Source organism: Candidatus Dadabacteria bacterium (assembly GCA_009840385.1).
Taxonomy (GTDB): Bacteria; Desulfobacterota_D; UBA1144; order Nemesobacterales; family Nemesobacteraceae; genus Nemesobacter; species Nemesobacter australis.
In genome coordinates, this window is the sequence record VXNX01000013.1 from 340,769 (window position 1) to 356,115 (window position 15,347).

The window sequence follows — 15,347 nt, forward strand, 5'->3', positions numbered from 1 at the left end:
CTGGGCGGATTACTTGATAACGACTTTCAGGAACTCTTTTTTCCCGACCTTAACCTCGAAAACAGCTTTGTCGGGAAACTCCGAATTTGGATCGGTGTACTTATCCCCGTCTATTACAAGCCCTCCTTGGGATATGAGCCTTTTTGCCTCCCCTTTGGTGCTGACGGAATCGGACACTTCCAGAACAAGATCAACTACCTTGCGGGAGCCGGGAATGTATTCCTTTTCCTTGGCATCTTCCGGAAAAGATCTTTTTGAAAACTTGGTTTCAAAATCTCTAGCGGCCTCCAGCGCGCTTTGCGAGTCATGAAGCCATGAGACAATTTCCGAGGCAAGCGCTTTTTTCGCTTCCATAGGATGGCGGGCTTTTAGCTTTCGTATCTCCTTTTCATCGCGCATGCTCAGAAGAAGATAGTACCTCCACATAAGATCATCCGAGATCGACATCACCTTTCCGTATATATCCTGAGGAGATTCATCAAGACCTATGTAGTTTCCAAGGGACTTCGACATCTTTTTTACTCCATCGGTTCCCTCAAGTATCGGAAGAAACACTCCTACCTGCGGGGGCTGTCCGTAATGTCTCTGGAAATCTCTGCCTAGCAGTATGTTGAAGGTCTGATCCGTGCCGCCAAGCTCAACGTCGCAGTGCATCTGTACTGAGTCATACGCCTGCACCAAGGGGTATATGAACTCCCTAAGAGAAATCGACACCCCCTCTTTGTATCTCTTTGAGAAATCATCCCGATCCAGTATCCGAGAAACGTTAACCAGAGAAGTAAGTCCGAGAAGCTCTTCTGATCCAAGGTCGCCGAGCCAGCGGGAGTTTGAAAGAACCCGGGTCTTTTTCTTGTCAAGAACCTTGAAAACTTGGCGCTCGTAGGTCCTTGAGTTTTTAGCTATCTCCTCTCTTGATATTGACGGGCGGGTTTCACTTCTCCCCGAGGGGTCTCCTATATAGGCAGTAAAATCCCCTATGAGGAAAAGAACCTCATGGCCGAGAGTCTGAAAATCGCGAAGTTTCTTGAGAATGATCCCGTGGCCCAGATGCAGATCGGGAGAAGTGGGATCAAACCCAGCTTTTACCTTGAGGGGGCGGTTGCTCTTTGCCGAAGCTTCAAGCTTCAAAAGGAGCTCTTCTTCGGGAATTATCGCCTCGGTCCCTCTTTTTATTACCTTTAATTGTTCCTTCGGATCAGAAAAACCCACCTGAAAATTCCTCCTCGTCGCGTGCAGAGAGTGTTCATGGAAGGTCAGTTGATCCCATAAGATACCTGTCGCATTCCCTGGCGGCCTCCCTTCCCTCATTTATCGCCCACACAACAAGACTTTGCCCCCTGCGCGAATCCCCCGCCGCGAAGACTCCCTCGATGTTCGTCATGTACTTTCCGTACTCAGCCATGGCATTTGAGCGCTCGTCGGTACAGATTTTCATCTGTTCCAGAAGTCCCTGTTCGGGCCCCAAAAATCCGAGAGCCAGAAGCACGAGTCCGCATGGCCACCTCTGCTCAGAACCCTCCACTTCCCTAAACGTCATCCTTCCGTCGTCTCCCCTGTACCACTCAATGCGCACGGTCTCAAGTCCCGCTACTCTGCCTTCGTCGTCGCCTATGAATCTTTTGGTCAGAACCTGATACCTTCTCGGATCTTCTCCGAAAACCGCCATAGCTTCCTGCTGACCGTAATCAAGCCTGTACACCCTGGGCCATTGCGGCCATGGGTTGTCCGCGGTCCTCTCGGTCGGAGGCTTGGGAAGTATTTCAAATTGAAGAAGGCTCCTGCATCCATGCCTCATGGAGGTCGCGACGCAGTCGGTTCCGGTGTCGCCGCCCCCGAGAATGATCACGTCTTTGTCCGCGCCGGAAATGTAGTGGCCGTCGTTTAGCCCGCTGTCAAGAAGGCTTTTCGTGTTGGCCTTTAGAAACTGCATGGCGAAATAAATCCCCTCAAGGTCCCTCCCCTCAATCGGAAGATCTCTGGGTTTGGTCGCCCCCGTGCATATCACTACGGCGTCGAAATTTTTTATGAGTTCATTCCCGTCAACGTCCTTTCCCACTTCAGTGTTGGTAACGAACTTGACTCCCTCCTCCGCTAGGATATCGACGCGGCGGTCAACGATTTTCTTATCAAGGTGAGGGTTGGGAATTCCGTACATTAGGAGTCCGCCGATACGGTCATCCCTCTCAAACACCGTGACCAGATGCCCGGCCTTGTTAAGTTGCGCGGCGCACGCAAGTCCCGCGGGTCCGGAGCCTATGACTGCCACTTTCTTTCCGGTTCTAAGTTCAGGAGGCTCGGGCATGATCCATCCCTCCTCAAAACCCCTGTCAACTATGGCGCACTCTATGCTCTTTATGGTAACCGCGGGTTCGTTTATCCCCAGAACGCAGGATCCCTCGCAGGGAGCCGGGCATATGCGGCCCGTGAATTCGGGGAAATTGTTCGTCTTGTGGAGCCTCTCAAGAGCCTCTCTCCAGAGGCCCGAGTAAACGAGATCGTTCCACTCGGGTATAAGGTTGTTTATCGGACATCCTGCGGTCATTCCGCCGATTATCTGACCCGTCTGACAGAAAGGAACCCCGCAGTCCATGCACCTTGCCCCCTGGGTCGCTAGCTCTTTTTCAGGAAGGTGCCCGTGGAACTCGTCCCAGTCGGCGATTCTCTGGGCAGGATCCCTGTCAGGCCCGAGCTTTCTTTTGTAATTCATAAAACCTGTGGGATCGCCCATTTAAGAACCTTTCCTCCGTTCGAGTCTCCGTGTCAGTTTCCGCTTACGCGCGCGAGATCTCTTTTGTTTTCTTCAAAGGCCGCCATAAGGGCTTCATCGCCGGAAAGACCGCTCTGTTGCGCGCGGTTTATGTGCTCAAGCATTCTCTTGTAGTCTTTCGGTATCACCTTAACGAATCTGGGGAGACTGGTGGACCAGTTCTCAAGAATCCGTTGCGCTACCTCGCTCCGGGTGTACTCAAGATGCTTCCTTATCATCCCGAGAAGTTCCGCTTCGTCATGCTCTTCCACGAACTCAAGGAACACAGACTCCGTATTGCATCTTCCCGCAAAATCCCCTTCGGGGTCATAGACATACGCTATGCCGCCTGACATTCCTGCCGCAAAATTCCTCCCCGTCTGACCCAGCACCGCGACGCGGCCCCCGGTCATGTACTCGCAGCAGTGATCTCCTACCGCCTCCACCACGGCGCGGACCCCGCTGTTTCTGACGCAGAATCTCTCGCCGGCAACACCTCTGACGTATGCCTCCCCTCCGGTGGCCCCGTAGAATGCGACGTTTCCGATTATTATGTTCTCCTCGGCAACAAAAGTGGATTCCTTAGGAGGATAGATGATCACCTTGCCCCCTGAAAGTCCCTTTCCCGTATAGTCGTTTGAGTCGCCCTCAAGAACAAGTGTCATGCTCTTGGGAACAAAGGCTCCAAAACTCTGTCCCGCCGAGCCGGAGAAATGAAGTCTTATTGTATCCTCCTCGAGCCCGTCAAGACCGTATCTTCTGGTAAGCTCGCTTCCGACAATGGTTCCTACGGTCCTGTTTACGTTTCTTATAGGCACGGCAGCCTCTACCCGCTCGCCTTTTTCAATCGTCGGGCGACATATATCCATCAAGACGGTTTCGTCAAGAGAGTCCTGTATGCCGTGGTCCTGTTCTATCTGGCAGTAGGTTCCCCAGTCCTCCGGGACTTCGGGACGGACGAGGATACTGCTGAGGTCTATGCCCTTGGCCTTCCAGTGGTCAAGCGACTTTCTCATCTCGAGGCGGTCCGTTCTGCCTATCATCTCGTTTACGGTCCGGAAGCCCATCTTCGCCATTATCTCCCTGAACTCCGCGGCGACAAAATGCATGAAATCAACCACCTGTGCCGGGTCTCCTGTGTATTTCTTTCGAAGCTCTGGGTTCTGCGTAGCAACTCCTACGGGACAGGTATCAAGATGGCAGACCCTCATCATTATGCATCCGAGAACTATCAGTGGAGCCGTTGAAAAACCATACTCCTCGGCACCCAGAAGGGCAGCGATAGCAACATCCCTTCCGGTTTTCATCTGACCGTCCGTTTCGAGGACCACCCTGCTTCTGAGATTGTTAAGAACCAAGGTCTGATGCGTTTCAGCTATGCCTAATTCCCAGGGAAGTCCCGCGTGGTGTATGCTGCTTTGTGGGGATGCGCCCGTCCCCCCCGAGGTCCCGCTTATGAGTATCACGTCCGCGTGACCTTTCGCCACGCCTGCGGCTATGGTGCCGACGCCGACCTCTGAAACCAGTTTCACGTTTATCCGGGCATGCTTGTTCGCGTTTTTAAGATCGTAGATAAGCTGCGCCAGATCCTCAATCGAGTAAATGTCGTGGTGCGGTGGCGGCGATATAAGCCCCACTCCAGGGGTCGAAAGTCTCACCTTGGCTATCCACGGGTAGACTTTTCTCCCTGGAAGCTGTCCCCCCTCTCCAGGTTTTGCACCCTGAGCTATCTTTATCTGTATCTCATCCGAGTTCACCAGGTATTCGCTCGTGACGCCGAAACGGCCCGAAGCTACCTGCTTTATGGAGCTTCTCCTGAGGTCTCCGTTCGGATCGGGAGTGTATCTGTCGGAATCTTCTCCCCCTTCGCCCGTGTTGCTCTTGCCGCCGATGCGGTTCATCGCGATTGCCAGGCTTTCGTGGGCCTCCTTGCTTATCGCCCCGTAAGACATAGCCCCGGTCTTGAACCTTCTGCATATGCTCTCAACCGACTCCACCTCGTCAAGCGGTACGGGGTTATCCGAGAACTTGAGATCTATGAGGCCGCGGAGCGTGAAGTGCTCTTTTTCCTCGTCGTTTGCAAGCTTGGTGTATTCCTTGAATTTTTCGTAACTGCCGGTCTGGCAGGCTTCCTGAAGCTTGTGCACGGTGCGCGGATGGTACATGTGCCGTTCTCCGTCGGGCCTCCACCTGTAAACCCCTCCGGTTTCAAGCGTCGCAGTCTCAACGTCCCTTTCAGCAAATGCCCTCGAGTGGCGCTTTATCGCCTCTGCGGCTATGACATCGATCCCCACTCCCTGTATACGGGAAGCTGTCCAAGTGAAGTATTTATCGACAAACTCGGTGTTAAGCCCGAGCGCCTCGAATATCTGGGCTCCGTGGTAGCTTTGCACCGTGGAAATGCCTATTTTGGACATTATCTTCACTATGCCCTTTACAAGACTTTTCACGTACCCCGATACCGCTTCCTCGTAAGATATGCCCACGAGCATGTTCTGGTGAATCATGCCGTTTATGGTCTCATAAGCCATGTAGGGCGCTACGGCGCTTGCTCCGTAGCCTATGAGAAGCGCCATGTGGTGAGTTTCTCTCGGCTCGCCCGATTCAATGACTAGTGCCGCGCGCATCCTGTTTCCGTTTCTTATCAGGTGATGGTGAAGTCCCGAGACCGCCAGCAAGGCGGGAACGGGGGCGTTTCGAGCGTCAAAGCCCCTGTCCGAGAGAACCAGTATGTTGGCACCTTTCTCTATGAGTTCGTCAGCACGGGCGAATATCCCGGAGAGAGCGTCCTCGAGTCCTTCTGTTCCCTTTTCAGGATCAAAAAGAGTGGGAATCACTTCGCAACGGAACTTCTCCCCCTGAATCATCTTAAGCTTCTCAATCTCGGGATTAGTCAGAAACGGAGTCTCAAGCTCTATTTTCTCGGAGCTCCTCGCCTCGGGCCGCAGTATGTTGGCCGTTGTCCCGAGCGTAACCATGGTCCCGGTTATAAGTTCCTCGCGTATGGCGTCAATCGCGGGGTTTGTTACCTGAGCGAACATCTGCTTGAAATAGTTGTAAAGAAGCTTCGATTCGTCAGAGAGCGCCGCAAGCGGAGTATCGACTCCCATGGCTCCCACCGGTTCGACCGCATTTTTTGACATCGGGCCCAGAAGAATGCGCAGATCCTCAAACGTGTAGCCAAAGACCCTCTGCCTCGTAAGAAGCTCTGAGGGGTCATAGTCGGGTGGTGTCTCGGCGGGCTCTTCTTTCATCATCCCGGAGAAACTCTCCATGTTCTCCTCGAGCCACTTCCCATAGGGGTTTTCCGTCGAAAGCCTCTGCTTGAGTTCAGAGTCCCCGACTATGCGGCCCTCGCAGGTGTCTATAAGAAGCATCCTTCCCGGAAGCAGGCGACCCTTGTAGCTCACCCTCTCGGGCGGTATGTCAAGCACTCCCACTTCGGAGCCCAGCACCACGGTGTCGTCCTTGGTGACGTAGTATCTGGTGGGACGCAGCCCGTTTCTGTCGAGCACCGCTCCCACTTTTTCGCCGTCTGTAAAAGCTATGGAAGCGGGACCGTCCCAAGGTTCCATAAGACAGCTGTGAAACCTGTAGAAATCTTTCTTCTCAGCCGACATGCTCTCGTGCTTTGACCACGGCTCGGGAATCATCATCATAACGGCGTGCTCTATTGAGTAGCCCGAGAGACACAGAAATTCCATTGCATTATCAAAGGAGGCGGAATCACTACCCTCGGGAGCTATCACGGGAAAGATCTTTTCTATATCGTCGCCGTAGAACTCGGATTCCAAAACAGCCTGCCTTGAGTGCATCCAGTTTATGTTTCCCCGAAGGGTGTTTATCTCCCCGTTGTGTATCACGTACCTGTAGGGGTGAGCCCTGTCCCAGCTTGGAAACGTATTCGTGCTGAAACGCGAGTGCACGAGCGCTATCGCGCTTTCCATTAGATCGGACGTGAGGTCCGGGAAATAAGGTTCAAGCTGCCAGGTAACGAGCATCCCCTTGTAAACTATTGTTCTGCATGAGAGGCTGGGAACGTAGAAATGCTCGTCGTGCCCCGCGGTCTTTATTTCCGCCTCGGCACGCTTTCTTATTATGTAAAGTCTTCTCTCGAAGCCGTCTCCGGCAGGGGTCCCGTTCCCCCGGCCTATGAATACCTGCCTTATCGCGGGCTCACATCCCAAAGCGGTCGCACCCAGAGAGGAATTGTCGGTGGGAACGGTCCGCCAGCCCAAAACGGTCTGGCCCTCCCCGGTGATTATATTTTCAAGTGTCTTTTTCGTTTTCTTCCCAACGGACGGGTCGGGAGAGAGGAACATCATTCCGACTCCGTAATCCTCCTCCGCCGGGAGGGTAATTCCCTCGGTTCCTAGAGCCTCGACGAAAAATGCGTGGGGTTTCTGAAACAGTATTCCGGCTCCATCTCCCGTGTTCGGCTCGCATCCGCACGCTCCACGGTGCTCGAGGTTTTTGAGCACGGTTATGGCATCGCGGATTATGGAATTCGACCTTACACCCTTTACGTTAACGACGAATCCTATCCCGCAGGAATCGTGCTCAAACGCAGGATCGTAAAGCCCGTTTTTTTCGGGAAATTTCTTAACACTCATATAAACTGTCCGCCTGTTGTGTCGTTATGAAAAAACAAAGCGAGAACTGATGTGGCGCAAGCAACCTCATTCATACGCCATCGGGTAATTATAACATAAATCCCGAACTCCGCACACGCCCCGCCCATGGTTATAATAAACAGTATAGAGATGACAACTAATCCCCAAGAGAGTAAAGAAAAAGAAGACCCCGGAAGCGTAATTCTCTCTTTCCACATGGAGTCAAGCGCCACCTTGTGGAACAGGATATTCGAGGGCTTTTCCTCAGAGATGATCCTTGTAAGCAGGTTTGAGGGAAAAGACAGAAAGGCCCTTGAGATACTCTACAGGTTCGGCTCCATGGTCGCGAAGAGATACCGAAAGTGCGCAGTCGAGCCCAGAGTCTACGGAATAGTCATAAAAAAAGATGTAAGTGACGAAACCGAGGAAACGATAAACGAGTGGATGGATCTCATGCGCAAGCTTCGTCACGAAATAACCGGGTTTCTCTAAAAGACCGTATCCCCAGTAATCACCCTGCGAAGATCGCCCTCACCAGTTCTCAGGTAAAGAAATCCGTTCGCGTCAACGCGCTCTACCACCCCGCTTATAATTTCGCCCGAGACGTCAACCGATATCTCCTCCCCAACAAATCCCCACCTCTCGATCCACATATCCACAATCGCTCGCGTCCCGCGGCGACGAAACTCACGGTAGAGACGGTCAAGGGCGCTGATAAGCTCGGCGCAAAACTTTTCTCTACCGACCTCTTCCCCAAGCAGTATCGAAAGAGAAGTGGTCTTCTGTGAAATATCCTCCATCTCGCGGCGTATGAATTCCTCGGGCAGGTTGAGGTTGACCCCGATTCCGATCATAAGATAATCAATCGCGCCGTCCGAGGTGCCAAGCTCTGTAAGCACCCCGGAGATTTTTCTTCCGCCGACCAGAATGTCGTTCGGCCATTTTATCGTGGCGTCTACACCGTAGCCGGAAAAAACATCCACAAGCGCGCAGGACGCAAGAAATGTGAAAACGGAAGATTCCTGAGGGGAGATTTCCGGGCGAAACAAGGCTGAGAGGTAAAGATTGCTGCCCGCGGGAGATACCCACCTGCGCCCGAGCCGCCCCCTGCCCGCAGTCTGCGAATCGGAAACCACTACCGTCCCGTCCGTGGCCGTGCCCTCACCTACGAGTCCGAGAAGAACATCGTTTGTGGAACCTACTTCGTCATAGACAAAAAGCTTCTCCCCGACCGTCTCCGTGGCAAGATGTTTTCTTATTTCCGAGATTTCCATTAAGACAACCTGCTCCTTTTCCGAGATATTCAAGTATTATAGTCGCAATCCAGACTCAAGAGAAAAACCCCTGTTTCCGTGAAACAATTTCTTTCCAAAAACCTTGCGGTACCGCTTATCGCCTACGTGACAGTCATAACGGTGATAATTGTCTCGAGAACGGCGATCAGCCGCGAGTACGCCCTTTTGCTCTCGGCAGGGGTTATGCTCTGGGTTCCGTTTCTCCTTGATCGCCACAGTGCGAACGTTTTGAGGTTCGAGCTGCGCGGACTACTGCGGGGAACGGGGATTTCTCTCGCGGTGCTTTTCGGCTACCTGGTCTGCTTATATCTTCTCTCTTCTTACTTGGGAAAGACGGTTAAGTTCACAGAGCCGACGGCGCTTTTCGTGTTTACGCATCTTGTGGCCATAGCATTTCCCGAGGAATTTTTCTTCAGGGGGTATATACAGAGAACACTCGGCGGCGGGTGGAGCGCGATCATCGCGGCAAGCGTGCTCTTCGCCTTGGCGCACCTTCTTGTAATCTGCGTATTTGCCGGTGGGGGTGTCTGCGGGCAAAACACTCTTACCTTTTTCCCTTCGCTTGTCATGGGATATCTCTACATGAGAACCGGGACCATATGGTCAAGCGTTTTCTTTCACTTCGCCGCAAACATCGTCTACCTGTCTTTTAGGTTGATTTAGTATGAATCTTCGAAAAAACCTCTTTTCCCAGTCAAGCCCAAAATAGTTCTCAAGCCGCAGAGTTCTAGAAATATCACACAGTTACGAGTATAGTTTTCAAATGAAACAGTTACGGGCCGGGCTCTCCCAGATTAACCCGAGCGTGGGAGACATAACCGGGAACACGAAGAAAATAACCGAAGCGATCGAGGCGGCGCGAGGTCTCGATATAGACATCCTGTGTTTTCCCGAGCTTGCCGTAACGGGCTATCCTCCCGAGGACCTTCTTCTTAAAACCGAGTTTATCGACGACAACATCCGCGCTCTTGACGAAATAAAGAAGCACTGCCGGGACAATATGGCCGTCATAGTGGGATTCGTGGACAAAAAAGACGACATATTCAACTCTGCGGCGGTAATCCAGAGAGGAGAGCTAATCGACATATATCACAAGCTCCGCCTCCCAAACTACGGGGTGTTCGACGAGAACCGCTATTTCCAGTCAGAAAGACGGTTTCCCGTGTACTCAATGGGGAAAATGACCTTCGGGGTCACGATCTGCGAGGACATATGGTACCCCGGAGAACCAATAAGAAGCCAGGTTCTGCTCGGAAACGCCCAGATCATATTCAATCTCTCCGCGTCTCCCTACTACATGGGAAAGCCCGTGGCGAGAGAAAGAATGCTTGCGACGAGGGCGGTTGACTATAACACCATAATAGCCTACTGCAACATGGTCGGGGGACAGGATGAGCTTGTATTTGACGGAAACAGTATGTTCATAGACGAAAAAGGCAATGTCGTCGCCACCGCTCGCAACTTTGAGGAAGAGCTGCTTGTCTGCGACGTTAACACCGAGAGGGTTTATAAATCAAGACTCAACACACCTACCATAAGAAAAACAAGATACGAACTTTCTTTCGAGGAGAATCAACTGGAGGCGTTTGCGCTTAAGTCCGCAAAGGCGAAGCGCAAAGTGAAAATCCCGCAAAAACAGGTCATCCCTCAGGAAGATCCGCTACGATGCGCCTTCTCCGCTCTTGTCCTCGGCACAAGGGACTACATAAGGAAAAACGGCTTCAAAAAAGTGGTGCTCGGGTTAAGTGGCGGGATAGACTCCTCTCTTACTGCCGCCGTTGCCGTAGAAGCCATCGGACCCGAAAAAGTCGTCGGAGTCTCCATGCCTTCAATGTACAGCTCCAAGGGAAGTGTTACAGACGCACGCAGGCTTGCGCGCAATCTCGGAGTGGAACTTCTCAGCATTCCCATAGAGGACGTTTTCAGGTGCTACGAGGGAATGCTCGCCGAGCTTTTCTCCGGAATGGAAGACGACGTGACTGAGGAGAATATCCAGGCGAGGATAAGAGGAAATATTCTTATGGCGCTTTCAAACAAGTTCGGGTGGCTGGTGCTCGCAACCTCGAACAAAAGCGAGTTGGCAGTAGGCTACTCGACGCTTTATGGGGACATGTCCGGGGGATTCGCGGTGATAAAGGACGTGCCCAAGGCCATGGTTTACGAGCTTTCCCATTATTACAACCGCTTGCGGGGAAAGAGGATAATACCAAAATCAGTGATTGAAAAACCCCCTTCAGCCGAGCTTCGCCCCGGCCAGAAGGACACCGACTCGCTTCCTGAATACGACACGCTCGACAGGATACTGAAGGCTTACGTGGAAGATGGCCTCGGGGTTGACGACATAGTAAAGCTAGGAGAAAAGAAAAACACCGTGCGCAAAATAATCAGGATGGTCAACACGAACGAATACAAAAGAAGGCAAAGCGCCCCAGGGGTAAAGATAACGTCGCTTGCCTTCGGGAAAGACCGCCGCTTCCCTATAACCAACCTCTACAGAAAATAAAAGCGGTTAATCACTCAAGCGAGAGAATAAACTCAGAAAGACTGTCAACAGTCTCAAGAACCTCCGGGTTAACTTCGGACTCGTCGATAGATATCCCAAACTCCTCTTCAAGCTCCATAATGAACTCAAGAGTTGATACGGAATCGACGCCTACTCCGAGTTCAATCAGCGATTGCTGGGCCGAGATGTCCCGGGGTTCAATATCAAGATCAAACTTGCTTACGACAAGCTGTCTTATCTTCTCCTCTAAAGCTTCTTTTCGCACAGTCACTTGAGTTTCTCCCTCAAGACCTTGCCCGCTGGGCTTCTTGGAAGCGCATCCAGAAATTCCATCTTCACGGGAATCTTGTAATCCGAGATCTTGCCCCTGCAAAAATCCACGACTTCCCGCCTCGTGAGACCGTCTGCAACGATAAAGGCCTGTACCTCTTCGCGGCCTCCCGCGCCGGGGGCGCCTACCACCGCAGCTTCAGTTATTTTCTCATGAGTCATAAGCAGGCTCTCGACCTCGTAGGGATCGACCTTGTTCCCCGAGATGTTTATGAAAAGCTTTTTTCTTCCGCGAATGAAAAGATACCCGTCGCTATCGAACATTCCGAGGTCCCCGGTATGGTAAAAACCGTCAACGAAAACCCTCTCGGTCTCTTCAGGAAAATCTACGTAACCATCGGTCATGGAGGGGCTATTTATAGTGATCTCGCCGATTTCCCCGGCCGGAAGTTCGCTACCATTCTCTGAAACTACCCTGACAACTACGTTTTCAACCGCCACTCCGACCGAAAGACGCTTCTCCACTATGTTCTCCGCGACATTAATCGTCATAACCCCGGTCTCAGAGGAACCGTATAGCTGGCGGGGATAGGTACCGAAAGCACTGTGGAAGGAGAAAAACGTCTCCTCTGCCAAAGGGGCCCCGGCCGAGATAACATGCTTTAACCGGGGGAAATCGTAATCTCCCCGGCTAGCGCTCCGCGCTAGGGTCTCAAGCATGAACGGGACAGCGGGGAAGACGGTTATTTGCTCTTTTTCAAGCACCCCCAAGACTTCTCTTCTTACGAACTTCGGAAGAAAATAGCAGCACGCCCCGACGCTTACGGCGCTTACGAAGTTTCCAAGGCCGTAGGTATGCGATATCGGAATCGAAAAAAGAATTCTGTCCCCGCTGTCCCAGTTTATGGTAGCTGTATGGTTTCTGGCAAGGGCTATCATGTTGCCGTGGCTTCTCGCGACACATTTAGGTTTTCCGGTGGAACCCGTAGAGAAAAGATAGATCGCCTTGTCAGCAAGAGAGTTTCCAGGCGGACCCGCGGGGGCGTCACCCGTAAAATCGTCCCGGGTTACGGAAACGGTTTTTATGCCTCCAGAAACTGGAGTCACGGTTTGCTCAAGGGACTCGTCTGTGACGATCAGAGCAGGCTCTGAGAACTCAAGGCAGTGTTTTATCTCTTCTGTTCCGCAGGCACTGTCAATCGGAACGCAAGCAGCTCCGAGCCTCGCGATCGAGAAAACGGACACGGCAAGCGAAAGCGAATTAGGAAGAAAAACGCAGACTCTATCTCCCCGTGACACTCCCCGCTTGAAAAGAAAGGAGGAAAAACCGTCAACAAAACCGCAAAGCTGCTCGTAGCTGTAGGTCTCTCCCTCGTACCAGACTGCAGCTCCCCGGGAATTTCGCCCAAGGTTCGAATAAAGTATTTCGCAGTAGTTTCTCATCGCCCCGTCACGGGAAAAGGGGAACTTGTCCGAGCGCCGTTTCCTCGGAAAATCCGAAAACGATGTTCATGTTCTGAACCGCCTGGCCCGCAGCCCCTTTCATGAGATTGTCAAGAACCGATACGACAACAAGGTAGCCTTCCCGCTCGCAGAACCCCAAGGAAACGTAATTGGAACCCGAAACAGACGCCATCCCGGGCGGCCCGTCGCAGATCCGGACGAAAACATCCTCTTCGTAGAACTTTGAGTAAAGCTCCCTCACCTCCTGAGGAAAGACCTGCGAGCGAGGCTTGAGGTACGAAGCGGCCATTATACCTCTTTTAACCGGAACGCGGGTGTTAAAGAAAAGAAGCTTTTTTGAAACACCGCAAAAATCAGAAAGTACTCTAAGAATCTCATGCTTCTGGTCTTCTCCTCCAGTATCCCGGGCAGAGACATCTTCCTTTACCTCGGTGTAGTGACTCTCCGGCTTCGGGGCCCGCCCAGAAGTCGAGAAAGAAGACTTGATATCTACTATAATGTCGTCTTCCGCGTCATATTCTTTTAGAAAAGGGGCTATTCCAAGGGAAACGCAGGTTGAATAGCAGCCCGCGTTAGCGACCAAGGAGGCGTTCTTTATCTTCCCGCGGTTAAGTTCGCTAAGACCGTAGACCGCCCCGGAGAGAAGCTCTGGAAATCGCGGTGCCGTGCCGTGGACCCGGGAGTAATCGGCCGGATCAGAGAATCTTAGGTCCGAACTCAGGTCAATTACCTTCGCGCCCGTTTCAAGGAACTTCTGCACGAAAACAGAAGAAGTTCCTCCCGGAAGGCAGGAAAACACGACATCGAGCGGCTCCGAGTAAGAAATTTTTGATACGGAGCTCAGGTAAAGGTCCGCGTAGCCCAGAAGGTGCGGGAAGGCCTCGTCCGCCTTTTTGCCCGAGAATTTCTCAGACGTAAGCAGGCGCAGATCCGCGTTCGGGTGGCACGCCAGAAGGGAAAGAAGTTGCTGGCCGACATAACCCGTAACTCCAAGAATTGCCGTTTTAAGTTTCATTTTAGGAAACCGCCTCGGTGTGGTGAACCCGTCCCGATTAATATAGCTTTAAAAGCGCCTAGGAAAAAACCGGGGCCGGCGGAAAAAAGGCTTCCCCTTTGTCTTCAGGCATTCTGAGCGGTCGCCGTCCGAAAGACTCGGTCAATCCACTGCTCCATGCTTTTGCGCGAGGTCCTTCCTATAAGCTCCCTTACCTCGCTCATGGGAATCACGGCCTTGGCGTAGGACCTGTGCCCCCCGGCACTTCCGATTTCGCTGAAAAGTTCGAAAAGCAGGCGCCCGGCGCTTTTGACGGAGCCGCTGTTTCTAACGGATATGACTACATGGGAACCGGAAATGATTCCGAAGGCTACCGACCACTCGACCCCTCCCACTTTCATTCCCATGTCCGCTACCTGAGAAATCAGGTGCTCCTTTTCTATCCTGCCTAAGTTCATGAAGATTATTCCGTCATTTATCCAGTGCTTGGAAAGCGCCTCGCCGTAATGCTTGATCTCCTCTGAATACAGGTTCCTGGACTCTATTTTCCTGAGAAGCCCCAAGTCGGCCTGATTGTAGAGGTAGGTAAACGCTTCCAGATCGTCAAGGTCGGCACCTCTGTTGAGAATCATGGTGTCAGTCTTTATGCCATAGAGAAGGGCGGTTGAGAGTTTCGCAGAAATCTCAACCTGTGCGGCTCTCAGGAACCGGGTCATGATCGTCGCGGTAGCACCTTCCTCGGAACTTATTTCGGTGAATTTCGCGTCGCATTCGGGAGTTCTCGGATGATGGTCGATAACCGAATCGATATCCGTAATCTCGCCTCTAAAATAAGAAGGCTGCACATCTACAAGCGCTATGGAATCGAAATTCTTTACATCCTCATGGGAAATCACCTGCAGATCTATGTTCATAAGCTCTACCATGGCCACGTTCTCGGGCCTTGAAATCTTCTCTCCAAGGTAACCTATGGTCGCCGTTTTTCTGTTTCTCCTGAGAAGAGTCCGAAGCGCCAGGGCGCTTGCTATGGCATCCGGGTCAGGCTGGTTGTGAACGAGTATAAGAAGTTTTTTGGCGTCCTGGTGAACTTCCCTGAGCAGCCTTACCGAGATATCCGATCTCGCGAGCTTTTCCTCAAAAGATATCTGGCTGTCTGCAACTTTCTCGAATCTTACGTATCTCGCTATATAGCCATCCTTTCGTCGCTCGCCGTCAGCAGAAACAACTATCGGGCTCGTGGGGTAACTGCGAGCAAGAGACAACAGAAATTCTTTGCTTGAGAGATGGTTGTTCACAACTATGAGGGTAAAGGTTCCCCCCTTACTAAGCGCGTCCTCGGGAGAGTCAAGCTGTATTACCTTGCCTCTGTTTCTAAAAAGACTCATCAGGAGAACTTCAACTTCCCCGATGAACATATATCTTCTCTCCCCGTTCGTACTCATCGTATCAGAAACGCAGACAG

11 protein-coding genes are annotated in these 15,347 nt (G+C 52.1%); 3 read left to right on the top strand and 8 right to left on the bottom strand.

Annotated elements, in window-relative coordinates; translation table 11 throughout:
* Positions 1-9 precede the first annotated feature (9 nt).
* From F4X55_06070 to gltB, 3 genes are read right to left on the bottom strand one after another with little or no spacing between them, the layout of a single operon-like run.
* Entirely contained in the window at positions 10-1,308 is a 1,299-nt protein-coding gene (locus F4X55_06070; GenBank protein MYC40552.1) for a tyrosine--tRNA ligase, read from the bottom strand.
* Entirely contained in the window at positions 1,244-2,728 is a 1,485-nt protein-coding gene (locus tag F4X55_06075) for a glutamate synthase subunit beta (protein MYC40553.1), read from the bottom strand. Before F4X55_06075 ends, F4X55_06070 begins: the two co-directional genes overlap by 65 nt.
* A 32-nt stretch (positions 2,729-2,760) precedes the next feature.
* Positions 2,761-7,359, bottom strand: coding sequence for a glutamate synthase large subunit (gltB, locus tag F4X55_06080; GenBank protein MYC40554.1), 4,599 nt, complete (start codon positions 7,357-7,359; stop codon positions 2,761-2,763).
* Between the two features lie 126 nt (positions 7,360-7,485).
* Between gltB and F4X55_06085 the strand changes: the two genes are divergently transcribed.
* Positions 7,486-7,851, top strand: a complete 366-nt coding sequence (locus tag F4X55_06085; protein MYC40555.1) for a hypothetical protein — start codon at positions 7,486-7,488, stop codon at positions 7,849-7,851.
* Here F4X55_06085 and F4X55_06090 read toward each other — a convergent pair.
* Positions 7,848-8,633 (bottom strand): biotin--[acetyl-CoA-carboxylase] ligase, encoded by a 786-nt coding sequence (locus F4X55_06090; GenBank protein MYC40556.1) that lies wholly within the window; start codon positions 8,631-8,633, stop codon positions 7,848-7,850. The genes F4X55_06085 and F4X55_06090 overlap by 4 nt on opposite strands.
* A 78-nt stretch (positions 8,634-8,711) precedes the next feature.
* Here F4X55_06090 and F4X55_06095 point away from each other — a divergent pair, with 78 nt between their 5' ends.
* Positions 8,712-9,317, top strand: a complete 606-nt coding sequence (locus F4X55_06095; protein MYC40557.1) for a CPBP family intramembrane metalloprotease — start codon at positions 8,712-8,714, stop codon at positions 9,315-9,317.
* A gap of 100 nt (positions 9,318-9,417) precedes the next feature.
* The gene (locus F4X55_06100) at positions 9,418-11,157 is read left to right on the top strand and encodes an NAD+ synthase (protein MYC40558.1); all 1,740 of its coding nucleotides are present in this window, start codon (positions 9,418-9,420) and stop codon (positions 11,155-11,157) included.
* A gap of 10 nt (positions 11,158-11,167) precedes the next feature.
* Here F4X55_06100 and F4X55_06105 read toward each other — a convergent pair whose 3' ends face one another.
* The 4 genes from F4X55_06105 to F4X55_06120 all read right to left on the bottom strand — a co-directional run bounded on the left by F4X55_06105 (position 11,168) and on the right by F4X55_06120 (position 15,327).
* Positions 11,168-11,530: an acyl carrier protein gene (locus F4X55_06105; GenBank protein ID MYC40559.1), complete on the bottom strand. Its 363-nt coding sequence runs from the start codon at positions 11,528-11,530 to the stop codon at positions 11,168-11,170.
* Positions 11,425-12,870 carry an acyl--CoA ligase gene (locus F4X55_06110; GenBank protein ID MYC40560.1) on the bottom strand — a complete coding sequence of 482 codons (1,446 nt, stop codon included), beginning with the start codon at positions 12,868-12,870 and terminating at the stop codon, positions 11,425-11,427. The genes F4X55_06105 and F4X55_06110 overlap by 106 nt, the downstream gene beginning before the upstream one ends.
* Positions 12,871-12,877: 7 nt before the next feature.
* A complete protein-coding gene (locus tag F4X55_06115; protein ID MYC40561.1) occupies positions 12,878-13,906 on the bottom strand; it encodes an N-acetyl-gamma-glutamyl-phosphate reductase in 1,029 nt (342 codons plus the stop codon).
* A gap of 104 nt (positions 13,907-14,010) precedes the next feature.
* Positions 14,011-15,327, bottom strand: coding sequence for a hypothetical protein (locus F4X55_06120; GenBank protein MYC40562.1), 1,317 nt, complete (start codon positions 15,325-15,327; stop codon positions 14,011-14,013).
* Positions 15,328-15,347: the final 20 nt, after the last annotated feature.

Bases quoted from the DNA above. Each gene is read 5' to 3' on its own strand.
- F4X55_06070 (MYC40552.1), bottom strand. From the start codon at position 1,308: ATGAGGGAAGGGAGGCCGCCAGGGAATGCGACAGGTATCTTATGGGAT.
- F4X55_06075 (MYC40553.1), bottom strand. From the start codon at position 2,728: ATGGGCGATCCCACAGGTTTTATGAATTACAAAAGAAAGCTCGGGCCT.
- gltB (MYC40554.1), bottom strand. From the start codon at position 7,359: ATGAGTGTTAAGAAATTTCCCGAAAAAAACGGGCTTTACGATCCTGCG.
- F4X55_06085 (MYC40555.1), top strand. From the start codon at position 7,486: ATGGTTATAATAAACAGTATAGAGATGACAACTAATCCCCAAGAGAGT.
- F4X55_06090 (MYC40556.1), bottom strand. From the start codon at position 8,633: ATGGAAATCTCGGAAATAAGAAAACATCTTGCCACGGAGACGGTCGGG.
- F4X55_06100 (MYC40558.1), top strand. From the start codon at position 9,418: ATGAAACAGTTACGGGCCGGGCTCTCCCAGATTAACCCGAGCGTGGGA.
- F4X55_06110 (MYC40560.1), bottom strand. From the start codon at position 12,870: ATGAGAAACTACTGCGAAATACTTTATTCGAACCTTGGGCGAAATTCC.
- F4X55_06115 (MYC40561.1), bottom strand. From the start codon at position 13,906: ATGAAACTTAAAACGGCAATTCTTGGAGTTACGGGTTATGTCGGCCAG.
- F4X55_06120 (MYC40562.1), bottom strand. From the start codon at position 15,327: ATGAGTACGAACGGGGAGAGAAGATATATGTTCATCGGGGAAGTTGAA.